At 65.6% G+C, this 23,559-nt stretch carries 22 protein-coding genes and 1 tRNA gene; 16 read left to right on the top strand and 7 right to left on the bottom strand.

The genetic code is table 11. The features are described from left to right. Positions 1-300 precede the first annotated feature (300 nt). Positions 301-669 carry a carboxymuconolactone decarboxylase family protein gene (locus tag AC1RM6_RS16200; RefSeq protein WP_493102993.1) on the bottom strand — a complete coding sequence of 123 codons (369 nt, stop codon included), beginning with the start codon at positions 667-669 and terminating at the stop codon, positions 301-303. Between the two features lie 281 nt (positions 670-950). Next, complete coding sequence (gene lepA, locus AC1RM6_RS16195; RefSeq protein ID WP_493102991.1) at positions 951-2,762, bottom strand: translation elongation factor 4; 1,812 nt, start codon at positions 2,760-2,762, stop codon at positions 951-953. Between the two features lie 256 nt (positions 2,763-3,018). Here lepA and AC1RM6_RS16190 point away from each other — a divergent pair, with 256 nt between their 5' ends. Continuing rightward, positions 3,019-3,981 (top strand): CsgG/HfaB family protein, encoded by a 963-nt coding sequence (locus tag AC1RM6_RS16190; protein WP_493102989.1) that lies wholly within the window; start codon positions 3,019-3,021, stop codon positions 3,979-3,981. A gap of 55 nt (positions 3,982-4,036) precedes the next feature. Here AC1RM6_RS16190 and AC1RM6_RS16185 read toward each other — a convergent pair whose 3' ends face one another. Further along, positions 4,037-4,573, bottom strand: a complete 537-nt coding sequence (locus AC1RM6_RS16185) for an AAA family ATPase (protein ID WP_493102987.1) — start codon at positions 4,571-4,573, stop codon at positions 4,037-4,039. Then, positions 4,570-5,148: a nicotinamide riboside transporter PnuC gene (pnuC, locus tag AC1RM6_RS16180; RefSeq protein ID WP_493102985.1), complete on the bottom strand. Its 579-nt coding sequence runs from the start codon at positions 5,146-5,148 to the stop codon at positions 4,570-4,572. The genes AC1RM6_RS16185 and pnuC overlap by 4 nt, the downstream gene beginning before the upstream one ends. A gap of 113 nt (positions 5,149-5,261) precedes the next feature. Between pnuC and AC1RM6_RS16175 the strand changes: the two genes are divergently transcribed. The 4 genes from AC1RM6_RS16175 (at position 5,262) to AC1RM6_RS16160 (ending at position 8,582) form a co-directional block, all read left to right on the top strand. After that, a complete protein-coding gene (locus tag AC1RM6_RS16175; protein WP_493102983.1) occupies positions 5,262-6,524 on the top strand; it encodes an MFS transporter in 1,263 nt (420 codons plus the stop codon). Between the two features lie 119 nt (positions 6,525-6,643). After that, a tRNA-Pro gene (locus AC1RM6_RS16170) sits at positions 6,644-6,720 on the top strand. A 150-nt stretch (positions 6,721-6,870) separates the two neighbouring features. After that, complete coding sequence (locus tag AC1RM6_RS16165; RefSeq protein ID WP_493102981.1) at positions 6,871-8,034, top strand: hypothetical protein; 1,164 nt, start codon at positions 6,871-6,873, stop codon at positions 8,032-8,034. Next, positions 8,031-8,582, top strand: coding sequence for a hypothetical protein (locus AC1RM6_RS16160; RefSeq protein ID WP_493102979.1), 552 nt, complete (start codon positions 8,031-8,033; stop codon positions 8,580-8,582). The genes AC1RM6_RS16165 and AC1RM6_RS16160 overlap by 4 nt, the downstream gene beginning before the upstream one ends. 3 nt (positions 8,583-8,585) lie before the next feature. Here the strand turns inward: AC1RM6_RS16160 and AC1RM6_RS16155 are convergent, their stop codons facing one another. Next, complete coding sequence (locus AC1RM6_RS16155) at positions 8,586-8,720, bottom strand: hypothetical protein (RefSeq protein WP_493102977.1); 135 nt, start codon at positions 8,718-8,720, stop codon at positions 8,586-8,588. Positions 8,721-8,835: 115 nt separating this feature from the next. On the opposite strand from AC1RM6_RS16155, the gene AC1RM6_RS16150 reads away from it, so the two are divergent. After that, complete coding sequence (locus AC1RM6_RS16150; protein ID WP_493102975.1) at positions 8,836-9,303, top strand: VOC family protein; 468 nt, start codon at positions 8,836-8,838, stop codon at positions 9,301-9,303. 99 nt (positions 9,304-9,402) lie between these two features. Next, complete coding sequence (locus AC1RM6_RS16145) at positions 9,403-10,176, top strand: VOC family protein (protein ID WP_493102974.1); 774 nt, start codon at positions 9,403-9,405, stop codon at positions 10,174-10,176. Between the two features lie 22 nt (positions 10,177-10,198). Here the strand turns inward: AC1RM6_RS16145 and AC1RM6_RS16140 are convergent, their stop codons facing one another. Then, positions 10,199-11,236, bottom strand: a complete 1,038-nt coding sequence (locus tag AC1RM6_RS16140; protein WP_493102972.1) for a potassium channel family protein — start codon at positions 11,234-11,236, stop codon at positions 10,199-10,201. Between the two features lie 108 nt (positions 11,237-11,344). Between AC1RM6_RS16140 and AC1RM6_RS16135 the strand changes: the two genes are divergently transcribed. Both AC1RM6_RS16135 and AC1RM6_RS16130 read left to right on the top strand, forming a co-directional pair. Continuing rightward, positions 11,345-12,268 carry a DUF808 domain-containing protein gene (locus tag AC1RM6_RS16135; protein WP_493102970.1) on the top strand — a complete coding sequence of 308 codons (924 nt, stop codon included), beginning with the start codon at positions 11,345-11,347 and terminating at the stop codon, positions 12,266-12,268. 215 nt (positions 12,269-12,483) lie between these two features. Continuing rightward, positions 12,484-13,092 (top strand): outer membrane protein, encoded by a 609-nt coding sequence (locus AC1RM6_RS16130; RefSeq protein ID WP_493102969.1) that lies wholly within the window; start codon positions 12,484-12,486, stop codon positions 13,090-13,092. Between the two features lie 99 nt (positions 13,093-13,191). On the opposite strand, the gene AC1RM6_RS16125 is transcribed toward AC1RM6_RS16130, so the two are convergent. Then, on the bottom strand, positions 13,192-14,367 hold the full coding sequence (locus tag AC1RM6_RS16125) for a CaiB/BaiF CoA transferase family protein (RefSeq protein ID WP_493102967.1): 1,176 nt from the start codon (positions 14,365-14,367) through the stop codon (positions 13,192-13,194). Positions 14,368-14,524: 157 nt separating this feature from the next. Here AC1RM6_RS16125 and AC1RM6_RS16120 point away from each other — a divergent pair, with 157 nt between their 5' ends. The 7 genes from AC1RM6_RS16120 to AC1RM6_RS16090 all read left to right on the top strand — a co-directional run bounded on the left by AC1RM6_RS16120 (position 14,525) and on the right by AC1RM6_RS16090 (position 23,466). After that, positions 14,525-15,691 (top strand): acyl-CoA dehydrogenase family protein, encoded by a 1,167-nt coding sequence (locus AC1RM6_RS16120; RefSeq protein ID WP_493102965.1) that lies wholly within the window; start codon positions 14,525-14,527, stop codon positions 15,689-15,691. 38 nt (positions 15,692-15,729) lie between these two features. After that, positions 15,730-16,617 (top strand): HpcH/HpaI aldolase/citrate lyase family protein, encoded by an 888-nt coding sequence (locus tag AC1RM6_RS16115; protein ID WP_493102963.1) that lies wholly within the window; start codon positions 15,730-15,732, stop codon positions 16,615-16,617. Further along, positions 16,614-17,885, top strand: a complete 1,272-nt coding sequence (locus AC1RM6_RS16110) for an acetyl-CoA hydrolase/transferase family protein (protein ID WP_493102961.1) — start codon at positions 16,614-16,616, stop codon at positions 17,883-17,885. The genes AC1RM6_RS16115 and AC1RM6_RS16110 overlap by 4 nt, the downstream gene beginning before the upstream one ends. Next, on the top strand, positions 17,885-18,667 hold the full coding sequence (locus AC1RM6_RS16105) for an enoyl-CoA hydratase-related protein (protein ID WP_493102959.1): 783 nt from the start codon (positions 17,885-17,887) through the stop codon (positions 18,665-18,667). Before AC1RM6_RS16110 ends, AC1RM6_RS16105 begins: the two co-directional genes overlap by 1 nt. Before the next feature lie 225 nt (positions 18,668-18,892). Continuing rightward, complete coding sequence (locus AC1RM6_RS16100) at positions 18,893-20,269, top strand: aromatic ring-hydroxylating oxygenase subunit alpha (protein ID WP_493102957.1); 1,377 nt, start codon at positions 18,893-18,895, stop codon at positions 20,267-20,269. Positions 20,270-20,336: 67 nt separating this feature from the next. Then, positions 20,337-21,527 carry an LLM class flavin-dependent oxidoreductase gene (locus AC1RM6_RS16095; RefSeq protein ID WP_493102955.1) on the top strand — a complete coding sequence of 397 codons (1,191 nt, stop codon included), beginning with the start codon at positions 20,337-20,339 and terminating at the stop codon, positions 21,525-21,527. A 106-nt stretch (positions 21,528-21,633) separates the two neighbouring features. Next, positions 21,634-23,466, top strand: coding sequence for a flavin-containing monooxygenase (locus tag AC1RM6_RS16090; protein ID WP_493102953.1), 1,833 nt, complete (start codon positions 21,634-21,636; stop codon positions 23,464-23,466). Positions 23,467-23,559: the final 93 nt, after the last annotated feature.

The raw sequence follows: 23,559 nt of genomic DNA, 5'->3' as shown, positions 1-23,559 counted from the left end.
AGTGTTTCCAATGTCGAGAAGTAGCCGCGATATAGGCCGATTGCGCGGCGGGAGCAATAGGCCCGATGACGCGGTAAATCAGGCCGTTTGAGATGCGCCTTTGGCGCATGCGGCACCAGCCAGCGTCAGACGTCTTCGGGTCGGCCATGCTCCCAGCATGGCCTGCGATATGCCGGAGGCATATCGCACCCGAAGAAGGCGACGCTCCCCCGCCCGACCTCCCATTCAGGATACGCTGTCGGAGGTCGGGCGGAGGAGCGGGCTGGTGCCGCCTCGAAAATGCGCTCTTACGCGCATTTTTCAAACAGTCGGTCGGGCAGCTTCGAGCTCGTCGAGAATCATGTCGACCTCGACTCCCTTGGGGAAACCCTGGAACATGGCGAGCTGCAGCGCGAACTCGCGCAGCTCGGCCATGCTGATGTCGCCGCTGGCGACCGCCGCACGGGCGTAGGTCCTCACCGCGATCGACGATCCGGCGGCGGCCGCGGCCGCCAGGGTGATCCAGCGCCGCGACCGCCGGTCCAGCCCCGGCCGGCTCCACACCTCGGCGAACAGGATATCGCGCGCGGCCGCCTTGAACGGCGAGGTCGCGGGAAGCTCGCCCTCGGCGATCCCCATCACCTCGCGGAAGGTAGCATTGCCTTTCGCGGCGCGCTCGTCGTCATTCATGTCGACCCATCCCATTCACGATCCGATTTCGTCTTTCAGCGGCGTAGCGCTATAGTCGCATCATGGACAAGCGACCGGAGAATGACGAAATCGGGGTGTCCGCGGCGATAGGCGAAGGTCGATCGACCGGGGGTGGTGCCGTCGCGCATGATCACCAACGCCAGGTCACCGTCGCCCGCGCAGTCATGGTGCGCCGCAGGCGCGCTTTGGGCGAACTGGCGAAATAAGCGATCGCGTGACCGCCGTATCGAGGACGATGCGGCAGTCAGCGAACACTCGGCCTAATTCTCATCCCCCATCCGCAGCGCGGCGATGAAGGCTTCCTGCGGGATGCTCACCGAACCATATTCGCGCATCCGCTTCTTGCCCTCCTTCTGCTTGTCGAGGAGCTTGCGCTTGCGGCTGGCGTCGCCGCCATAGCATTTGGCGGTGACGTCCTTGCGCATCGCCGCGATCGTCTCGCGGGCGATGACCTTGCCGCCGATCGCGGCCTGCACCGGGATCTTGAACAGATGGCGCGGGATCAGGTCCTTGAGCCGCTCGCACATGCCGCGGCCGCGCGATTCGGCGGTGCCGCGGTGGACGATCATGCTGAGCGCGTCGACCGCCTCGCCATTGACCATGATCGTCATCTTGACGAGGTCGCCCTCGCGATAGCCGATCTGGTGATAGTCGAAGCTGGCATAGCCGCGGCTGATCGACTTCAGCCGGTCGTAGAAGTCGAACACCACCTCGTTGAGCGGCAGCTCATAGGTGATCTGCGCGCGGCCGCCGACATAGGTCAGGTTCTTCTGGATGCCGCGCCGGTCCTGGCACAGCTTGAGCAGCGAACCGAGATATTCGTCGGGGACATAGATCGTCGCCTCGATCCACGGCTCCTCGATCGACCCGATCTGCATGATGTCGGGCATGTCGGCGGGGTTGTGGAGCTCGATCTCGCCCTTGTTGTGGGCAAGCTGGATCCGATAGACCACCGACGGCGCGGTGGTGATCAGGTCGAGATCATATTCGCGGGTCAGCCGCTCCTGGATGATCTCGAGATGGAGCAGGCCGAGGAAGCCGCAGCGAAAGCCGAAACCCAGCGCCGCGCTCGATTCGGCTTCGAAGCTGAACGAGGCATCGTTGAGGCGCAACTTGTAGAGACTGTCGCGCAGCTTCTCGAAATCGGCGGCATCGACCGGGAACAGCCCGCAGAACACCACCGGCTGGACTTCCTTGAAGCCCGGCAGCGGCTCGGCGGTCGGCTTCTTCGCATCGGTGATCGTGTCGCCGACCGCGGTCTGCGAGACTTCCTTGATCTGCGCGGTGATGATGCCGATCTCGCCCGCGGCCAGCTCGCTCAGCTGTTCGAGCTTGGGGCGCATGCAGGCGACGCGGTCGACCAGGTGCAGCGTGCCGTGCTGCATGAACTTGATCTGCTGGCCCTTCTTCAGCACGCCCTCGACCACGCGCACCAGGATGACGACGCCGAGATAGGGGTCGTACCAGCTGTCGACCAGCATCGCCTTGAGCGGCGCGTCGCGATCGCCCTTGGGGTGCGGAATGCGGGTGACGATCGCCTCGAGCACCTCGTCGATGCCGATCCCCGACTTGGCGCTGGCGAGCACGGCATCGTCGGCGGGCAGGCCGATGATGTCCTCGATCTCCTTCTTCACCTTGTCGGGTTCGGCCGCGGGCAGGTCGATCTTGTTGATCACCGGCACGATCTCATGATCATGCTCGATCGACTGATAGACATTGGCCAGCGTCTGCGCCTCGACCCCCTGCGCGGCGTCGACCACCAGCAGCGCGCCCTCGCAGGCGGCGAGGCTGCGGCTCACCTCATAGGCGAAGTCGACATGCCCCGGCGTGTCCATCAGGTTGAGCGTATATTCGAGGCCGTCCTTGGCGGTGTAGTTCAGGCGCACGGTCTGCGCCTTGATCGTGATCCCGCGCTCCTTCTCGATGTCCATATTGTCGAGCACCTGCGCCGACATCTCGCGTTCGGTCAGCCCGCCGGTGCGCTGGATCAGCCGGTCGGCCAGGGTCGACTTGCCATGGTCGATATGGGCAATGATCGAAAAATTGCGGATGCGGTCAATCGGAACGGTCACGGGGTTCTCTGAATGCGAGGATTTCGGGGCGCCGATAGCAGGCTTCGTCGCATATGCCAAAGCACCGCCTGCAATAACCCTGTCGCGAGGGATGATTATGGCGCCCCGGTGTGAGATTCCGCACAGTCCCGGCGAATCCTTTTGCCTAGAGAAACGGCGAGACTAAGCTTCCGGCGGATCGAGCGATGCACCGGAAGCTCCGGGTCGAAACCTTGAAACGATCGTCGGCCGATATGGCCGGAAGGATAGGGGGAAGATGAAGATGCGCAAAACCGGTTTGGGTGTGGGCGTGACGGCGATGATCGTTGCGGCGATGAGCCCGGCGGCGGCCGAGCGGCCGGCCAAGGCTTCGGGCGGCCAGAAGCTCCAGCAGCAGGCGATGCAGGACGTTCCGACCTGCGCGCGCAAGCTCGGGACCCTGTCGATCGCCGATGGCGACGACGCCAATGCCTGGACCCAATATTCGCTCGCGGCGCCGTCGAAGCTGCTGCGCGTGCTGGTCCAACGATCCGGCTGCTTCAACCTCGTCGATCGCGGCACCGGCCTCGCGGCGGCGTCGAAGGAACGCGACATCGGCGGCAATCTGGGCCTCCAGCGCAAATCGAATGTCGGCCAGGGCCAGATCAAGGCCGCCGACTATGTCCTGGTCGCCGAGGTCCAGGGCGCCAACAGCAATGTTAGCGGATCGGGCGTGGCCGGCGGTGTCGCCAGCGTTTTCGGCGGTCCGATCGGCGGACTGATCGGCGGGATCAAATCGCGCAAGCTCGAGGCGAACACCGTGCTGTCGCTCACCAATGTGCGCACGACCGAGACGATCGCGGTCGAGGACGGCTATGCCGCCAAGAACGATCTCAGCTTCGGCGGCGGCGGCTTCATCGGGGTCGCGGGCGCGGTCGGCGGCGGCTATGACAGCACCGACATCGGCCGGATCGTGACCCTGTCGTTCATCCAGGCCTATGCGAAGATGGTCACCGGCCTGGGCCTCATCCAGCCGGGCGCGGCGGGCACCGCCGAGGCCGCGCCGAGCAAGACCTTCACCACCCAGGGACCGGTCGCGATGCGCAAGACCGCGGTCGCGACGGCCGCGGTGCTGCGCACCCTGCCGGTGGGGTCGATCGTCTATCCGACCGGCAACAAGAACGGGCTCTGGTGGGAAGTCGCCGACGAGAACGACAATGTCGGCTGGGTGCTGAACACCAAGCTCGCGCCGTCGAATTGATCGTGGCAGGTCGGAAGGGCAACCTTCCGACCTTGTTCCGCCTGTCGGCCGACGATCAGGCCGAGGGTACGATGCCGGCCGCCGCCAATGCGGCGATCGCCTTGTCGAACCGGGTCGCCGGCGGCCCGTCGATGCCGATCCAGCGCACCCCGCGCCGGTCGAGCTCGGCGATGCTGAGCTCGTAGAAGCGCCGCCGCTCGACCTGGTCGCCATAGATGCGGACATGGTCCTGGACGAACGGCATGTCGATCCCCGGGATCAGATAGAGGTCGGCGGGCTCCCATGGCCGGTTGAACCAGGGATCTCGCGCCTCCATCATCATGTCGGCCCACACCGCGGTCATCAGCGGATCGGTGTCGGTGAACAACAGGCCGTTGCGCGCGAACTGCAGATTGGCCCTCACCGTCGCGCGATGGCCTTCGGCGATCGCGATCAGGTCGGCCATCACCAGGTCGGTGCCATGTTCCTCGCAATAGGTCCGGCCATATTCGGGCACCCATATCGTCCCGAACCGGCGCGCGAGCGCCGCCGCGAGGGTCGACTTGCCCGTGCTTTCGGGTCCGTGCAGCGAGATGATCTTCGGGCGGATCACAGTGCGGCGCTCCGGCTATGCGGCGCCATGCTGCGCCGCCATGCGATCAGCCCCCAGACCGACATCGCGAAGAAGATCGCATAAAGCGCCACGGTGATGTGCAGATCCTTCGCCCAGTAAACCCCCATCGCGACCATATCGACCGCGATCCACAGCACCCAATTCTCCCAATATCGCCGCGAGAGCAAGATTTGGGCGATCACGCTGCCGATCGCGATCGCCCCGTCCCACCAAGGCAGCGCGGCGTCGGTATAGCGCGCCATCAGCCAGCCCCAGCCAAAAATCGCGATCGCCCCGCCGATCGTCCAGCCGATCCGCGACGTCGCCGACATCGTCTCGGCGATCACTTCGCCGGCATCGGCCTTCGACTGCAGCCAGTTCAGCCAGCCATAGATATTGATCGCGAAGAAGAAGATCTGCAGCAGCACGTCGCTGTACAGCTTCGCTTCGTAGAAGATGATCGCGTAGAGCGTCACCATCGCCAGCGCGAACGGATAGTTCCAGATGCTGCGCCGGGCGAGCAGGACGATATTGGCCAGCCCCAATGCGGCGGCGATCATTTCGAGCGGGTTCACGGCGCGGGCGATAGCAGCGCTGGCGGGGTGCCGCCAGCAATTGCGTTTGACAGGATGTGCGGGCACCGCGCATGCGCGGATTTCTGCCAGATACTGATGACGGAGCGCCGCCGATGTTCCACGCCCGCCCCCGCGGACAGCGATTCGCCTTCGTCGTCGTCGCCCTGACCTTCGTCGCGCTGCTGATCGCCGCCGGCCTGCGCTCGGCGCCGAGTGTGCTGATCCTTCCGCTCGAACTCCATTTCGGCTGGGACCGCGCGACCGTCTCGTTCGCGGCCGCGGTCGGCATCTTCCTCTACGGACTGGTCGGGCCCTTCGCCGCGGCGATGATGCAGAGTTTCGGCATCCGCCGGGTGCTGCTCGGCGGATTGCTGCTGATGTCGGCGGCGACGCTGGCCAGTCTCTGGATGACCCAGGCCTGGCATTATGTCCTGCTGTGGGGCGTGCTGTCCGGGATCGGCAGCGGCGCGGTCGCCCCCGTGCTCGGCGCGACGATCGTCAACCGCTGGTTCGCCGCGCGGCGCGGGCTGGTGATGGGCCTGCTCACCGCCAGCACCGCGACCGGCGCGCTGATCTTCCTGCCGTTCATGGCCTGGCTGACCCGCCAAGGCGCCTGGGAACCGGTCGCGCTGTTCGTCGGCATCGGCGCGGGGGCGATGGTGCCGGTCGTCTGGCTGCTGATGCCCGAAAGCCCGGCGGCGATCGGCACCGTCCGCTATGGTGCCGCCCCCGGCGAACTGCCGCCCCCTGCCCCGCCGCGCGGTGCGATGCTGGCGATCCACACGCTGGTCGATGCGGCGAAGGTGCCGATGTTCTGGCTGCTGTTCGGGACCTTCTTCATCTGCGGGCTGACCACCAACGGCCTCGTCGGCACCCATCTGATCGCCTATTGCGGCGACAACGGCATTCCCGCGGTACAGGCCGCCGGACTGCTCTCGCTGATGGGCTTCTTCGACCTGTTCGGGACGACCGCGTCGGGCTGGCTCACCGACCGCTACGATCCGCGCAAGCTGCTCTTCGCTTATTACGGCCTGCGCGGCCTGTCGCTGATCGTGCTGCCCTTCCTCGATTTCAGCGCCGGCGGCCTCTTGGTGTTCGCGGTCTTCTACGGGCTCGACTGGATCGCGACGGTGCCGCCGACGGTCGCGCTGGCCAATCGCCATTTCGGCGAGAATCGCGCGCCGATCGTGTTCGGCTGGGTGATGACCGGGCACCAGCTCGGCGCCGCCACCGCCGCCTTCGGCGCCGGACTGATCCGCGAACAGACCGGCAGCTATCATTATGCCTTCCTGATCGCCGGCCTGTTCGGCCTGCTCGCGGCGGTCACCGCGGTGACAGTGGCGAGGGGTCCCGCACCGCAGCCGATGACCGCCTGATCGGACACGAAAATTCGCTCCAGATACCCCCTTGCATAGCCCGGATCGCCCCCTTATACGGCCCCGACTTAGCGCTTGACCGGTCGGCCCCCGAGGCCATGAAAGACCGGACACTCCGTCGGGGAGTAGCTCAGCCTGGTAGAGCACTGTCTTCGGGAGGCAGGGGCCGGAGGTTCGAATCCTCTCTCCCCGACCATTGATTTTCCTAGCAAAGCGTTAGAATCTCAGAAGCCTTGCTCCGGTGTTAGTCCGGTGTGGATCAAACTGTTCCATGCTGGTGCTGTTCCGGAATAGCTTCGAGTGTTCTTATAGAGTAGTCGCCCGAAAGGCCGGGGGGACAAAAAGCTTGAACATATCCGACATAGCCGGGACTTTCTCGGTCGATATCGCGACACGGGTCATCAATCCCGATGAGGACGTCTACATTATCCAGCCGGGGCGCTCCTACTGGATGTATGAGCTTTATCGCGATACGGACCACGTCTTCCTCGATTTCCCGGGTCTGACGCTGGCGTTCGACGCTGCTGCGCCGAAAGATCGCCAGTTGCGTCAGATGATCACGCGCTCGATGGATGTCGGCGCCTATATTGATGGTGGTCGGCAGGGACCGAAGCCATCTGATGATCTTTCGGATTACGAAGGGAAGGACGCGCGAAAGCGGCTGGGCCGATATGTCGGGGCCGTGAAGCGGCTCTATTGGGACCTGAAACCAGGCGCCATCATCGTGGTCCCCGGGCCTCACTACTATGATGACGTGCTGATCGGCGAAATCGTCGAAGCGCCCGTTATGTTCAGAAATAAGGCGCTTTATGACAATGAGCCGGTCCCGGCTCGCAAAGTGCGCTGGTTGCGCGCGAAGCCGCGGTCTGCCTTCAAGCCAGCCGTCCGAGAGCGCTTCGGCACGCCAAACCCCATTATGCAGCTTGATCGCACGCTCCGCCTCGAGGTATTGCGCGCAGGGTTCGACCAATATGCCTTCGCCGGCGAATACACCGCTCGCCTCAACACGACGAAGGAAGAGTTCACCACGCTCGACGATTATCGCATCCAGACCTTTGTTAATTACGTGAGCGGCGTCCTCATCGCGCTTGAGCTGGGCATGACCGGCGAGCTGAGCTTTCAACAGGCGATCGACCTCCTCGAGCAACACCCCGAGCTCGCGGCAGAGCTGAAACAGAATATCAATTCCAAGGGTTTTCAGCGGCTGGTCGACGCCACGGTTAAGCCGATAGTCATCGCCGCGCTCTATGCAGCGGCAACTGCGCTGTCTTTACCCGCGGGGGCGGCCCCGGTGGCTCAGGTTCCGCAGATCGTAAAAGTGACCAATTCCGTCGCAGGCAGAGATGATCCCTGCACCATAGAGGTAGCTAAGCGCGTTGAGGGCGCCATGAAGTTGATGAAGCTTGATGAATGGGAGCGCGTCTGCGAGAATGCGGTCGCTGCGAAACTGTCGACCGGGCTCTCGGTTAAGATGCGCGTTCGCCATCGGCAGGGAAAGGCTAAGCCATGAATGCCTCCGCCCAGAGCGCCCCGCAGTCGCATTGGAGCTTCCGCACCCTGACCTTTGTTTTGACGCTGGTCACGGCGACGGCTGTTTCCATCTTCGGAAGCGTCATTTTGTGGGCGATCCAGACGCATCGGCAAGAGCGCGTTGCTGAAGTGACAACGTTCATTGAGTCGGGTCAGCGGTTTGATCCGGCGGTTCGGGCCTACATGCTCGAATTCCTCAGAAATAAACCTGCGGATGCCAAGCGAGAGGCCGTTCAGAAAAATATTCAGGATCAGTATTTAGCGCTGGACCGGGCGAGCAACGTTCTGGATGGAGCCCGCTGGGATTATGCAGATCGCTATCGCCAATCACTGGTCAAGGTCAGCGATGAGTTGGACCGAGATATGCCACGAGAGAACATCAAGGATTTATTTCAGTCGATCGCGATCGCCCGCGGCCAAAGGCTCTGTGTCGATTTCTACTTGAGAGACGAAGCGGGTATGGAGACGTCAGCCAAGGACAAACAAGACTGCGGCCCGAACGGCGAGCTTAACCGCCTCGGACGGTAGGTCTCAGCCGTCTTGGTTCCACGGCTGGCAGAACGCGCCGGGCGCCAGCTTCACGATCGCGTCGATGATCTCCTCGGTAACGCGAAGCGCCGAGCCCAGATAGCCGGTGTTGGACGGCGTGTAGATGTCAAGGGTCACTATCGTACGGCATGACCCGCAACGGTCATATCTGGCGTCCAAGCTCGCTTCACGATAAGAATATTCACCTTTTGTTCCGGCCCGAGTCGGGCTCGGACCGAGCGTGGAGGCGATCATGGCCGTGCAGAATCCCCCCGAAGGTTATCATAGCGTGCAGCCCTATCTGACGATCGACGGCGCCGCCGAGGCGATCGCCTTCTATGCGACCGCGTTCGGCACGACCGAGATCATGCGGATGCCGATGGGCGACAAGATCGTCCATGCCGAGTTGCGCCTCGGCAACAGCGTGATCATGCTCAACGACGAGATGCCCGACGCGAACATCCTCGGCCCGACATCACGCGGCGGCTCGACATCCAGCCTGATGGTCTATCTCGACGGGGTCGACGCCGCCTTCCAGCGCGCGATCGATGCCGGCTGCACCGTCGACAAGCCGCTCGAGGACCAGTTCTGGGGTGACCGGATGGGCTGCGTGATCGATCCGTTCGGGCATAAATGGATGCTCGCCAGCCATGTCGAGGATGTCCCGCCTGAGGAAATGGGCCGACGGATGACCGAGATGCTCGCGAAGATGGGCGGTTAACCCGGCCGCACCGCAGCCGATCGGCATTTTTCCGATCCGCGATGTCGGATCGCGCGGCAGTCACTCGTCTTAGCCCCGGACGATCAAGGAGAGTTTGCCATGGCGACGGCTTCGAACATGTTCTTCTGGTACGAACTGCTGACCGACGATCTCGAGGGGGCGCTCGCCTTCTACGCGAAGGTCGTCGGCTGGCAGACGCAGGATTTCCCGTCCGAACGCGGCGACCGCTATGTCGTGCTCAGCGCCGGTGGCGCCGGCCTCGGCGGCGCGATGCAGATCACCGACGAGATGTGCACGCATGGCGTGAAGCCGCATTGGGGCGGCTATATCCATGTCGACGATGTCGATGCGAAGACAGCAGCGATCGCGGCGGCGGGCGGCACCGTGCTGCGCGCGCCCGACGACATTCCCGGGGTCGGCCGCTTCGCGGTGCTCGCCGATCCGCAGGGCGCGGCGTTCATGCTGCTGACCCCCTCCAGCACCGAGCCGATGCCGACACCGTCGACCCCGATCGGCCAGGTCGGCTGGCACGAGCTCCACAGCACCGATGGCGCCGCGGGCTTCGATTTCTATACCGGCCAGTTCGGCTGGACCAGGGACCTCGCGATCGACATGGGGCCGATGGGCACCTACCAGCTGTTCGCGGTCGGCGGCCCCGCGGTCGGCGGCATGATGACGATGATGCCGGGCACACCGGTCCCGCACTGGCTGTTCTATTTCAACGTCGAGGACATCCACGCCGCCGCCGAACGGATCGAAGCGGCCGGCGGCACGATCCTGATGCCCGCGCACGAGGTGCCCGGCGGGAGCTGGATCGTGATGGCGACCGATCCGCAGGGTGCGGCGTTCGCGGTCGTCCAGCAGGCACAATAGCAGGATCGCGCCGGGCTATGGGTCAGATCGCCGCGTCGCCCGGCACGATCTCGACGATGATGTCGCCCGCCTTCAGGCTGCGCACCTCGGCGTCGGCGAAGCCGTAGCAGGTGCCGTCGCGATAGACGCGCACGCCCAGCCCGCTGTCGATGTCGCGCAGCGGCTTGCCGATCTCGGCCGGCGCGACCGGCCGCTCGTGGAGCGCGACCCGGCCATGCGCGCCGGCGAGGTCCATCATATAGTCGGCGCTGTGCGGGCCGTCGGTCGATCCGGCGAGCAGCAGCCCGGCGAAGCTTGCCGGGTTGATCACCGTATCGGCCCCCGCCTGCCGCGCCAGCGCCTCATTGTCCTCCGACCGGATGACGACGCTGATCGGCACGTCGGGAGCGAGCCGCCGTGCGGTCAGCACGATCAGGATCGAGGTATCGTCGCGGCCCGCCGAGACGATGATCGCGCGGGCGCGGGCGATCTGCACCGCTTCGAGGGTGAGATTGCGGGTCGCGTCGCCGGCGATCACGGTGGCGCCACAGGCTTCGGCCTGGTCGAGTGCCGCCGCATCCGGATCGACCACCACGATCCCGGCGGGCACGGTGCCGCGCTTGACCAGTTCGGCGACCGCCTCGCCACCGCTGGTGCCATGGCCCGCGACCACGACATGGCCATGGAGATTTTTCTGAATGACGCGCATTCGCCACCGCTCCCACACGCGTTTGAGGACGAAATCATAGGCCGTCCCAAGGAAGATCAGCCAGACGAACAGCCGGACCGGAGTCACCACGAAGGTGTCGAACAGCTTGGCCTGGTCGGTCACCGGCACGATGTCGCCATAGCCGACCGTCGTCACCGTGATCATCGTGAAATAGAGCACATCGACGAAGCTGATCGATCCGTCGATATTGTCGCGCAGCCCGTCCCGGTCGAGCCAGTGGACCAACAGGATGAGCCCGATCATCGCGAAGGCCAGCCCCACCCGCCACAGCAGCGCCAACCACACCGGCACCGCGCTGCGCCGGCGCAGCTGCAGCGGCGCATCGACGTCGGAAGAGGACAGCCGGGACATGGGCCCTTCTATCCGCATGCGCCATCCAGGGAATAATGATTCCGCCGCCTTGAGGTCGGAGCGATTATCAGGCTAGGCCCCTGCAACGCCTCAACTTCAAGGATCATCATGGCCTCCGGACTGGTCGCCCTGCTCGACGATATTGCGAGCATCACCAAACTCGCCGCCGCCTCGCTCGACGATGTCGGCGCCGCCGCGGGCAAGGCCGGGGCCAAGGCGGCGGGGGTCGTGGTCGACGATGCCGCGGTCACCCCGCAATATGTCGCGGGGCTGAGCCCGCAACGCGAACTGCCGATCATTGCCAAGATCGCGGTCGGATCGCTGCGCAACAAGCTGCTGATCCTGCTGCCGGTGGCGCTGCTGCTCAGCGCCTTCGCGCCCTGGCTGATCACCCCGCTGCTGATGCTCGGCGGCGCCTATCTCTGCTTCGAAGGCGCCGAGAAGGTGATCGAGGCGTTCGGCGGCGACCATGGCGAGGAAGAGGCGGCCGTCGCGATGGACGCGGCCGAACTCGAAAAGCAGCAGGTCGCGGGCGCCGTCCGCACCGACCTGATCCTGTCGGCCGAGATCATGGCGATCGCACTCGGCACCGTCTCGCACGAGCCGATCCTCACCCAGGCGATCGTGCTCGCGCTGGTCGGGATCGGCATCACCATCGGCGTCTATGGCGTGGTCGGGCTGATCGTGAAGATGGACGATATCGGCCTGCACCTCGCGCAGCGCCGGTCGCCGGCGGTGCAGGCGTTCGGCCGCGGGCTGGTCAAGGCGATGCCGATCCTGATGCGCACCCTGTCGATCGTCGGCACCGCGGCGATGATCTGGGTCGGCGGCGGCATCCTCGTCCATGGCCTGCACGAACTCGGCGTCGCCGCGCCCGAGGCGATCATCCATCACGCCGCCGAAGCCGCCGCCCGGGCGCTGCCGGCGGCCGCCGGGATCGCCGGCTGGATCGTCACCGCGATCGGCGGCGCGATCGTCGGGCTGCTGGTTGGCGGGGTCATCGCGCTGGGGCTGCACAAGCTGAAGCATTGATCGCCGCAGCGGCGGATCGCGGCATCGTCCAACCTGGACTTGGCGCCCCCACAGCATTTCGATCGCTTGAAATGCTGTGGTCGGACCCCATGGATTTGTTCGATTAAATCGAACGTCTGCTTCTATTTTATACGGATTATCCTGAGGGTTCGGGAGTCCTAGATCGGCTTCAACGACCGCGGATCGCCGCGGCCCACCGATCTGGGAGTATCATCATGAAGACCTATCTGCTCATCGGCGCCGCGCTGATTTCCGCCGCCGGCTTCTCCTCCGCCGCCTCGGCCGAAACCTTCTCGGGCCCCTTCGTCGGCGTCCAGGCCGGGTGGAACCATGACAAGATCGGCGGCATCGGGACGCCGGTCGGCGATGTCCGTATCGACCGCACCAACGACTCGCTGATCGGTGGACTGGTCGCCGGCTACGACTATAAGCTCAGCCCGAAGATCGTCGTCGGCGGCGAGGCCGATCTGAGCTTCGGCAGCAACGACCGCAGCCTGCGCAACGTCACCGGCGGCAGCGTCGCGATCGACCCGAAGCGCTCGATCGATCTGAGCGCCCGCGCCGGCTATCTGGTGACCCCCGACACGCTGCTCTACGGCCGCGCCGGCTACACCAATGTCCGCGCGGCGACGACGATCGCCAATGGCGCGCTGATCCGCAGCGGCACCGCCAATCTCGACGGCTGGACGCTCGGCGCCGGCGTCGAGCGGGCGCTGTCGCAGAAGATCTCGACCCGGCTCGAATATCGCTATTCGGACCTGAGCGAGGGCCATGGCAAATATGACCGCCAGCAGGTGCTGTTCGGGGTCGCCTACCACTTCTGATGCGCCGCGGGCCGGCGCCGCTCCCCCAAGGCGCCGGCCTGCTTCCCCATATTTCACGATCCGATCGGGCCGGTCCTGGCAGACCGGCCCGATCGTGTTTCAGGCGGCGCGGCCGGGCGCCGCGGCAAGCCCCAGTTCGGCGAGCACCGCATCGGTGTCGGCGCCCAGTTCGGGTGCCGGACCGGAGATTTCGCCGGGCGTCTGCGAAAACCAGCTGGGGATGCCCGGGAAGCGGATCTTGCCGTGCGGCGAATCGACCGTCTCGAAGAAACCGACCGCGTTGAGATGCGGGTTGTCGAACAGCTCGTCGGTGGTGCGCAGCGGTGCCGCGGGAATGCCGAGGGTGCGGAACAGGTCGAGCCATTGCTGGCTGGTGCGCTCGAGGAAGGTCTGGCCGAGCAGGCCATAGACTTCGTCGATCCGCCGCGCGCGCTGTTCGAGCGTGGCGAGATCGGCGGTCGCCCAGGCCGGCTTCACCGCCTCGACGAACAGCGACCAATGCTTGTCGTTGTAGATCAGCGCGGCGATATGGCCGTCGGCGGTGCGGTAGGGCTTGCGGTTCGGCGCGACCACCCGCGGATAATGGGCGGCGCCGAGCGGCGGATCGAACATCGCGCCATTGGCATGTTCGACCAGCATGAACGACGCCATCGTCTCGAACATCCCGACCTCGACCTCCTGGCCCTCACCGGTGCGCGCGCGGTGGAACAGCGCCATCATCGTCGAATAGAGCACGGTCAGCCCGGCGACCTTGTCGGCGACGATCGTGCCGACGAAATTGGCCTCGCCGGTCAACAGCTGCTGGACCGCGGGCAGGCCGCATTCGGCCTGGATCGTATCGTCATAGGCGGGCTGGTCGCAATCGGGGCCGCGCCGGCCATAGCCATAGCAATTGGTGTAGACGATCCCGGGGTTGATCGCGGCGACATCGTCATAGCTGAAGCCCAGCCGGGCGATCGCCTTGGCGCGCATCGAGTGGATGAAGACGTCGGCGGTCTCGATCAGCGCGCGCAGCGCCGCCTTGCCGGCCTCCGAGCGCAGGTCGAGCACGACGCTGCGCTTGCCGCGGTTCACATTGACGAACACGCCGCTGAGCCCGGGGGCCGGGCCGACCGAGATATAGCGGGTATTGTCGCCCTCGGGCGGCTCGATCTTGATCACGTCGGCGCCCATGTCGGCCATGATCTGGGTGCCGTAGGGCCCCATCACCATGCTGGTGAGATCCACCACGCGAACGCCGGCCAGCGGGCCTTTGCCCTTGGTGTCCTTGCCCATGAAATCCTCCCTGATGTCGCGGACTGACTAGACGATCCGCACGTCGAAATCCATTCGTATTTCGGTTTACTGAACGGATATCGGCACAGCCCATTGTCTTGGCCGCCACCGGCTGCTACGGCGCGATCGACAATTTCCAGGAGCAGGGGTCGGAATCGTGGATTTTTCGCTCACGTCGGATCAGGAGAATATCCGCGAGTCCGTGCTCAAGCAGTGCGCGCGCTTTTCCGACGAATATTGGCTCGAACGCGACCGCGACGGGGTCTTCCCGCATGAGTTCCTGACGTCGATGGCCGACGCCGGATGGCTCGGCGTCGCGATGCCCGAGGCGGTCGGCGGCTCGGGCCTCGGCATCACCGAGGCGGCGATCATGATGCAGGCGGTCGCCGAGGCCGGCGGCGGCATGACCGCGGCGTCGAGCATCCACGGCCCGGTGTTCAGCATGCAGCCGGTGTCGATCTTCGGCACCGAGGAGCAGAAGCAGCGGATGATCCCGCCGGTGCTCAGCGGCCAGGACAAGATCTGCTTCGCGGTGACCGAACCCAATACCGGGCTCGACACCACCAAGCTCAAGACCCGCGCGGAAAAGCGCGACGGCGGCTATCTGGTCAATGGCGAGAAGATCTGGATCTCGGTCGCGCAGGTCGCGAACAAGATGATGCTGCTCGCGCGCACCACCCCGCTCGAGGAGGTCAAGCGCAAGACCGAGGGGCTGTCGCTGTTCTTCACCGATCTCGACCGCACCAAGATCGACGTCCGGCTGATCCACAAGATGGGCCGGCACGCGGTCGATTCGAACATGCTGTTCATCTCCGACCTGTGGATTCCCGAGGAGGACCGGATCGGCGCCGAGGGCGACGGCTTCAAGATCATCCTCCACGGCCTCAATCCCGAACGCGTCCTGCTCGGCGCCGAGGCGGTCGGGATCGGCCGCAACGCGATCCAGCGCGCGGCGCGCTATGCCCGCGAGCGGATCGTGTTCGATCGGCCGATCGGGATGAACCAGGGCATCCAGCATCCGCTCGCCAAATGCTGGGCGCAGCTCGAGGCCGCCAATCTGATGGTGATGAAGGCCGCCACCCTGTTCGACAAGGGGCTCGACTGCGGGGTCGAGGCCAATGCCGGCAAATATCTCGCCGCCGAATTCGCGTTCGAGGCCTGCCACACCGCGATGCTGACCCTGGGCGGCATGGGTTATGCCCAGGAATATCATGTCGAGCGGCTGCTGCGCGAGGTGCTGATCCCGCGCACCGCGCCGGTCAGCCCGCACATGATCCTGAACTTCCTCGCCGAGAAGGTGCTCGGCCTTCCCAAATCCTACTGACCCCGGCAGATGCGATAGCGATTGGAAGGGGACAGGATATGGCACAGACCGATATTTTCAGCGCGCGCTCCTGGCTGTTCGCGCCGGGCGACAGCGACAAGAAGATGGAGAAGGCGACCGCGGGCCCCGCGGACATCGTCCTGATCGATCTCGAGGACGCGGTTGCCGAATCCGAAAAGCCCAAGGCGCGCACGATGGTGCACGACTTCATCAAGGGCCAGGCGACCGGCCATGAGCGGATCTGGGTCCGGGTCAATCCGATGGACGGCCCGCACACCCTCGCCGATCTCGCCGCGGTCATGCCGGCACGGCCCGGCGGCATCATGCTGCCCAAGGTCTATGGCCGCCCCGATGTCGACCGGCTCGACCATTATCTGTCGGCGCTCGAGGTCGCGAACGGGATCGCGCAGGGATCGACCAAGGTGATCGTGCTGATCACCGAAACCGCCGCGGCGATGTTCACCACCGGCGACTATAAGGACGCGCCGCGGGTGGTCGCGCTGACCTGGGGCGCCGAGGATCTCGCCGATTCGATCGGCGCCAGCTCGAACCGCAACCCCGACGGCAGCTATTCCTTCACCTACGAACTCGCGCGCAGCCTGTGCCTGCTCGGCGCGGCGAGCGCGGGGGTCGCCCCGATCGAGACGATCCAGGGCGATTTCCGCGACCTCGAGACCTTGCGCAAGCGCGCCGAGGGCGTCCGCCGCGACGGCTATCGCGGCATGCTGGCGATCCATCCGGCACAGGTCGACGTGATCAACGAGGCGTTCACCCCGAGCGCCGAGGAACTCGCCCAGGCGCAGGAGATCGTCGATCTGTTCGCCGCCAACCCGGGAGTCGGCGCGATCGGCTACAAAGGCGGCATGCTCGATCGTCCCTATCTGGCCCGCGCGCAGACGCTGCTGGCGCAGGCTGGCCGAAAATGACCTTCGCGACCGATGCCGCCGGACTTGATCTCGGCCGCTATCTGCGGCCCGGCGATCGCATCCTGATCGGCCAGGCGTGCGGCGAGCCGACCAGCCTGGTCGAGGCGCTGCTCGCCCAGGCCGGCGGCATCGGTCCGCTTTCGGCGTTCATCGCCACCAGCTTTTCGGGGCTGTTCGACGCCGCCGCCGGCGAGACGATCGCGGTGTCGAGCATGGGGGCGATCGGCGCGCTGCGCACCCTCGCCGCCGCGCACCGGCTGGGGATCGTCCCCTGCCATGTCAGCCAGGTCGGTCCGATGATCGAGCAGGGGCTGATCGGCAGCGACGTCGCCTTCGTCCAGGTCAGCCCGGCCGATGCCGACGGCAACCACAGCTTCGGGCTGATCGCCGACCATGTCCAGGCGGCGGTGGCCAAGGCGCGGGTCGTGATCGCCGAGGTCAACGACCAGGTCCCCTTCACCTATGGCGAACTGCTGCCGGCGTCGCGGATCGACTGCGCGGTCCATGTCTCGCGCATGCCGGTCGAGGTCGCCCCGGCGAAGATCGGCGCGACCGACGAGGCGATCGCCCGCCACTGCGCCGCCTATATCGGCGACGGCGCGGTGCTCCAGACCGGGATCGGCGCGGTTCCCGACGCGATATTGCGGCTGCTCCATGATCGGCGCGACCTCGGCGTCCATTCGGGGATGCTCGGCGACGGGCTGGTCGAGCTGGTCGAGGCGGGGGTGATCACCAACGCCCGCAAGGCGATCGACACCGGCGTCTCGATCAACGGCGCGCTGATCGGCACCCGCCGCCTGTACCAGTTCGCCGACCGCAATCCGCTGATCCGGATGTGCAGCACCGCCTATACCCACGACCCCGCGACGCTCGTCCGGCTCGAACGGCTGGTGACGATCAATTCGGCGGTCGAGGTCGATCTCACCGGGCAGGTCAACGCCGAACAGAGCGGCGACCATTATCTCGGCGGCACCGGCGGCCAGGTCGATTTCGTCCGCGCCGGCAGCCGGTCGCCGGGCGGCCACGCGATCATCGCGCTGCCCGCCACCGCCAAGGGCGGCAAGGTCAGCCGGATCACCACCGGCTTGTCGGGGCCGGTCACCACCGCGCGCAGCGACGTCGACGTGATCGTCACCGAATATGGCGCCGCCGAGCTCAAGGGCCAGACGCTGGCCGAACGCAGCCGCCGGCTGATCGCGATCGCCCATCCCGATTTCCGCGAGGAACTCGACCGCGCCGCGCACGCCATCCAGCAGAGGGGGTATTGATGCCGGAATCCTTCAGGGACGACGCCGTTCTCTTCGACGCGCGCGACGACGGGATCGCGATCATCACCCTCAACCGGCCCGAGGCGCGCAATGCGCTCGGCAAGGATATCCGCGACGGCCTCGCCGCGGCCTGGGAGCGGTTCGAGCATGATCCCGCCTTGCGGGTCGCGATCCTGACCGGCGCCGGCGACAAGGCGTTCTGCGCCGGCGGCGACCTCAAGGAGATGGTCGAGACCGGCATGGCGGTGCCGCCGCGCGACATGTTCGCGCTGCCCTACGACACGGTCGAACTGTCGAAGCCGACGATCGCCGCGGTCAACGGGGTCGCCTTCGCCGGCGGCTGGATGATCGCGCAGGCCTGCGACCTGTGCGTCGCCAGCACTGCCGCGCGCTTCGCGATCACCGAGGTCAAGGTGGGCCGCGGATCGCCCTGGGCGTCGCCGCTGATCCACATGATCCCGCAGCGGATCATGATGGAGATCATCCTGACCGGAAAGCCGATCACCGCGCAGCGCGCCTATGAGATCGGCCTGGTCAACCGACTCGCCGAGCCCGAGGCGCTGCTCGACACCGCAATCGCCTTCGCGACCGAGATCCTCGATGGCGCGCCGCTGTCGGTCAAGGCAGGCCGCGAGACGGTGATGCTCGCGACCGAGATGGGCCGGGCGGCCGCGCTGCAGGCCGCGCGCCATGCCTCCGAGGCGATGTACCGCAGCGAGGACGCGCAGGAAGGCCCGCGCGCCTTTGCCGAAAAGCGCCGCCCCGAATGGAAGGGGCGATGAACGTCGCGATCATCCGGGGCGCCGGGGTCGTGGCTCCGCAGTTTTTTGTCCGCATCGGTCAAGGCGGCCGCGGCCGCCTGTGCCATTCTGCCCATCGAGGACGCCGTGCGTCGGCGCCATCGGCGAATCGACTCCGCGACAGCGATGCGGCGCGGTTTTCTAGGAACGCTGCCAGCAATGAGATGGTGAAACCGGGGTTTGGCAGTCTCAGTCTGTGAGGATGACATGAACGAGATTTTCGGCAAGCTGGAAGGCGCCGTCGTGCAATCCGCCGAGGAACTGGCCGAACCGGTCACGATCGGCGTCGAGGCCTATATCTCGCCCGAATATGCCCGGGCCGAGCAGGCGAAGCTCTGGCGCAAGACCTGGCTGCAGGCCGGCCGCATCGAGGACATCCCCGAGGTCGGCAATTATCTGACCTTCGACATCCTCGAGGATTCGATCCTGATCGTCCGGTCGGCCCCCGACACGATCAAGGCCTATTACAATGTCTGCCCGCATCGCGGCCGCCGGCTGGTCGACACCCCGCCGGGCGCGCGCAACGCCCGCGGCAAGAAGATGCGGATGGTCTGCGGCTTCCACAGCTGGACCTTCGATCTCGACGGCCGCTGCGTGAACGTGCCCGAAAAGGACCATTGGCAGGGCGTGCTCGGCGAGGAGAACACCCGGCTCGGCGCGGTCAAGTGCGACAACTGGGGCGGCTGGATCTGGATCAACATGGATCCGGAAGCCGAGCCGCTGCGCGACTATCTCGAACCCGCGGCCTCGCTGCTCGATCCGTTCCAGCTTCAGAATATGCGCTGCCGCTGGCGCAAATGGATCGTCTTCGACTGCAACTGGAAGGTTGCGATGGAGGCGTTCGACGAGACCTATCATGTCCCGGGCACCCATCCCGAGTTCATGGCGTTCGGCGACTTCCCCGGCTGGGCGCGCAACCAGGGGCTGCACAGCAATATCGGCTATGACGCACCCAAGGCGATGGACGCCAACCAGCAGGCCAAGCTGCGCATCGGCACCGGCGACGCCCGCATCTCGACCGCCGAGATGCAGGTCTTCACCTGGGAAAATGCCAACACCAACACCACCCGCACCCTCGTCGAGGCGGCGATCCGGCTGAAGGACGAACTGCCCGAGGGCACGCCGTCGGGCGAAGTGCTGCAGCATTGGCTGAAATCGGCGCGCGAGACCGACGCGGCGCGCGGCGTGGTCTGGCCCGAGGTCGATCCGGCGCACAACGCCAAGGCCGGCACCGCCTGGCAGATCTTCCCCAATTTCCAGATCGGCCACGCCGTCAACAACATGCTCTGCTACCAGGCGCGGCCCTATCGCGCCGATCCGGACAAGTGCATCTTCGAGGCGTCGGTCTACGAACTCTATCCCGAGGGCGAAGCCCCCGAGACCGAATGGGAATATACCAAGGCCGAGGACTGGCCGCCGGTGCTGCAGCAGGATTTCGCCAATATGGCGGCGGTCCAGCAGGGCATGAAGAATGTCGGCTTCCGCGGCACCCAGCCCAACCCCTATCGCGAGCGGGCGATCCCCAGCCTCCACCATAATCTGGCGAAATATATGGGCAGCGGCGCGCCGCGAAAGCTCGGCTGAAACATCACATCCGACGCGCCGCGCCACGATCGGCCGACGCGTCATCGAACGAAGGAATAGCTGGTCGATGAAGGTCAATCTCGGAGTTTTCGCGCACAACGCCAATGACTGGGAGCGCGTCCAGAGCGGGGATTATAGCCGTCCCGCCGAAACCCCCGACTGGACCTTCGTCGAGGCCGGCCTGGCGCTTGGCGATCTCGCCGAACCGCTCGGCTTCGACGGCATCTGGGCACCCGAGCATCAGGGCACGCCTTATGGCATGACCCCCAACCCGATCCAGACGCTCAGCTATTTCGCGGGCAAGACCGAACGCGTCTCGTTCGGGACGATGGTCGCGGTCGCGCCCTGGTGGCACCCGATCCGCCTCGCCCACCAGATCGCCTATCTCGATATCATCTCGAAGGGCCGCTACACCACGATCGGCATCGGCCGCGGCGTCGCCAAGTCCGAATTCGACGCGGTCGGCGTGCCCCGCGAGGAAAGCCGCCAGCGTTTCTACGAGACCGTCGAGATCCTGAAGCTCGCCTTCACCCAGGAGCGCTTCTCCTATGACGGCGAGATCTACAAGATCCCCGAAATGTCGCTGCGTCCGGCGCCGTTCAGCACCGATCTCGCCACCCGCATCTTCGGATCCTCGTCGACCCGCGACTCGCTCGAGATCAATTCGCGCCAGGGCATGGTGCCGCTGTTCGTCGGCAACAAGCCGATCGAGGATGCCGGCAAGGAGGTCCAGCTCGTCAACACGATCCGGCAGGAGGTCGGCCTCGCCCCGTGCCAGCCGAAGAATGTGCTGTTCACCTATTGCACCCCGAACGCCGCCGCGGCGGCCGAAGCCGATCCGTGGATCGTCCAGGCCAATGTCGACGTGAACCTCCATTATGGCTTCGCCGACGCCTCGAACTTCAAGGGCATCAAGGGCTATGAGGCCTATGCCTCGCGCGAAGGCGCCGCCACCGCGCTGCTCGCCTCGGCGGTCGAGGGCAAGGATCCGACCAAGCCGGCCGCGCCCAAGTCCCCGGGCTATCATCCGTCGAACCTGCTGATCGGCACCCCCGACGAGATCATCCGCCGCATCCAGGCGGCGCAGCAGGCCTGCTCCTTCTCGGAGATGACGATCGTCAGCCAGTTCGGCGACATGCCCTATGAGGAGGCGATGAAGAGCACCCGCCTGTTCGCCGAGGAGGTGCTGCCGGTCGTCCAGAAGATGGACGCCCCGCTCCACGCCAGCGCGCTGCCGCTGCGCGACGCCGCGGAATAAACCGCCACGCCGGATATATGAGGACCGGCCGGGCAGCGATGTCCGGCCGCTTCCCACGCCGATCAGGCCAAAGCCCGCCAGGCCAAAACCCACCAGGATAGCTCCCATGACGAAGTGCCAGCCGACGCGGACGCCCGACGATATCGACATCCCGGCGCTGCGGGAGAAATATCGCCACGAGCGCGACAAGCGCATCCGCAGCGATGCCGGCACCCAATATGTCGAGGCCGACGGCGACTTCGCCGAATATTATGAGGTCGATCCGCACAAGCCGGTGACCCCGCGCGAGCCGATCCGCGAGGAGATCGAGGTCGCGATCCTCGGCGGCGGCTTTTCGGGGCTGCTGGCAGCGGCGCGGCTCAAGGAAGCCGGCGTCGACGGCGTCCACATCATCGACCATGCCGGCGACTTCGGCGGGGTCTGGTACTGGAACCGCTATCCCGGCATCCAGTGCGACAATGAATCCTACTGCTATCTGCCGCTGCTCGAAGAGACCGGCTATATGCCGACCAAGCGCTTCATCGACGGCGCCGAGATCTACGAGCATTGCCAGCGGATCGGCCATCATTTCGGCCTGTACGACAATGCGATCTTCCACACGCTGATCAAGTCGCTGGTGTGGGACGAGGCGATCGCGCGCTGGCGGATCGGCACCAACCGCCATGACGAGATACTGGCGCGGTTCGTGATCATCGGCGGCGGCCCCGCCAACCGGCCGAAACTGCCTGGCGTCCCCGGCATCCACAGCTTCAAGGGCCATAAATTCCACTCGGCGCGGTGGGACTATGCCTATACCGGTGGCGATCCGACCGGCGCGACCGGCCGGCTCGACAATCTCCACGACAAGAAGGTCGCGCTGATCGGCACCGGTGCCACCGGCATCCAGCTCGTGCCGCATCTCAGCCACCAGACCGAGCATCTCTACGTCTTCCAGCGCACCCCCTCGAGCGTCGACGAGCGGCCCAACCCGCCGACCGACCCCGAATGGGTGAAGACGCTCAAGCCCGGCTGGAAGGCCGAGCGCCAAGCCAATTTCCACGCCGGCGCGATCGACGGCTTCGCCCCCGGCCAGGTCGACCTGGTCTGCGACCTGTGGACCGAGATCAACCGCAACATGCAGGCGAAGATGGAGGCCGCCGGCTGGCCGCAGCTGTCGTTCGAACAATATATGGCGATGCGCGAGGTCGAGGATTATCAGGTGATGGAGCGGCTGCGCCGCCGCGTCGCCGGCATCGTCGAGGATCCCGAGACCGCCGAGGCGCTCAAGCCCTATTACCGTTTCCTGTGCAAGCGGCCGACCTCGAACGACGAATATCTCCAGGCCTTCAACCGCTCCAACGTCACCCTGGTCGACGTGTCGGCCGCGAAGGGCGTCGACCGGATGACCGAGAAGGGCATCGTCGCCAACGGCGTCGAATATGAGGTCGACTGCGTGATCTTCGCCAGCGGCTTCGAGATCACCACCGACATCGACCGGCGCTGGGGGATCGACGCGATCACCGGCCGCGACGGCCGCTCGCTCTACGACCATTGGCGCAAGGGCTATAAGACCTTCCATGGCCTCAGCGTCCACGGCTTCCCCAACCAGTTCCACAATGGCTACACCCAGGTCGGCCTCGCCGCGAACGTCACCGCGATGTTCGACCAGCAGGTCAGCCACATCGCCTGGATCATCAAGGAGACCCTCGCCCGCGGCGCGACCACGGTCGAACCCAGCGCCGAGGCCGAGGCCGATTGGTGCCGGATCATCCGCGAGACCGCATTCGACCTCACCCAGTTCCAGCGCGAATGCACGCCCGGCTATTACAACAACGAAGGCGCCCAAGAGCTGCGGTCGAACACCGGCGAACCTTATGGCCCGGGCTTCTATGCTTATGGCCAAGTGCTCGACGGCTGGCGCGATCAGGGCGACATGGAAGGCATGATGCTGGGGAAATAATTCGTCGCCCCGGCGGAGGTGTTTAGACCGGGTACAAGGTAGACGGCGTTCGGGGACATGGTGAACGGGTCATGCCACCGGCTGGGTCAGGTC

The organism is Rhizorhabdus sp. GW822-FHT03C02 (genome assembly GCF_058801765.1).
This window is presented reverse-complemented; position numbering and strand designations above follow the sequence as displayed.

Excerpts from the sequence above, each read along its gene's own strand:
- AC1RM6_RS16100 (WP_493102957.1), top strand. The coding sequence starts at position 18,893 with ATGAACGAGATTTTCGGCAAGCTGGAAGGCGCCGTCGTGCAATCCGCC.
- AC1RM6_RS16190 (WP_493102989.1), top strand. The coding sequence starts at position 3,019 with ATGAAGATGCGCAAAACCGGTTTGGGTGTGGGCGTGACGGCGATGATC.
- AC1RM6_RS16095 (WP_493102955.1), top strand. The coding sequence starts at position 20,337 with ATGAAGGTCAATCTCGGAGTTTTCGCGCACAACGCCAATGACTGGGAG.
- AC1RM6_RS16160 (WP_493102979.1), top strand. The coding sequence starts at position 8,031 with ATGAATGCCTCCGCCCAGAGCGCCCCGCAGTCGCATTGGAGCTTCCGC.
- AC1RM6_RS16130 (WP_493102969.1), top strand. The coding sequence starts at position 12,484 with ATGAAGACCTATCTGCTCATCGGCGCCGCGCTGATTTCCGCCGCCGGC.
- AC1RM6_RS16140 (WP_493102972.1), bottom strand. The coding sequence starts at position 11,236 with ATGTCCCGGCTGTCCTCTTCCGACGTCGATGCGCCGCTGCAGCTGCGC.
- AC1RM6_RS16110 (WP_493102961.1), top strand. The coding sequence starts at position 16,614 with ATGACCTTCGCGACCGATGCCGCCGGACTTGATCTCGGCCGCTATCTG.
- AC1RM6_RS16200 (WP_493102993.1), bottom strand. The coding sequence starts at position 669 with ATGAATGACGACGAGCGCGCCGCGAAAGGCAATGCTACCTTCCGCGAG.
- AC1RM6_RS16175 (WP_493102983.1), top strand. The coding sequence starts at position 5,262 with ATGTTCCACGCCCGCCCCCGCGGACAGCGATTCGCCTTCGTCGTCGTC.
- AC1RM6_RS16105 (WP_493102959.1), top strand. The coding sequence starts at position 17,885 with ATGCCGGAATCCTTCAGGGACGACGCCGTTCTCTTCGACGCGCGCGAC.
- AC1RM6_RS16090 (WP_493102953.1), top strand. The coding sequence starts at position 21,634 with ATGACGAAGTGCCAGCCGACGCGGACGCCCGACGATATCGACATCCCG.
- AC1RM6_RS16150 (WP_493102975.1), top strand. The coding sequence starts at position 8,836 with ATGGCCGTGCAGAATCCCCCCGAAGGTTATCATAGCGTGCAGCCCTAT.
- AC1RM6_RS16135 (WP_493102970.1), top strand. The coding sequence starts at position 11,345 with ATGGCCTCCGGACTGGTCGCCCTGCTCGACGATATTGCGAGCATCACC.
- AC1RM6_RS16115 (WP_493102963.1), top strand. The coding sequence starts at position 15,730 with ATGGCACAGACCGATATTTTCAGCGCGCGCTCCTGGCTGTTCGCGCCG.
- AC1RM6_RS16125 (WP_493102967.1), bottom strand. The coding sequence starts at position 14,367 with ATGGGCAAGGACACCAAGGGCAAAGGCCCGCTGGCCGGCGTTCGCGTG.
- AC1RM6_RS16145 (WP_493102974.1), top strand. The coding sequence starts at position 9,403 with ATGGCGACGGCTTCGAACATGTTCTTCTGGTACGAACTGCTGACCGAC.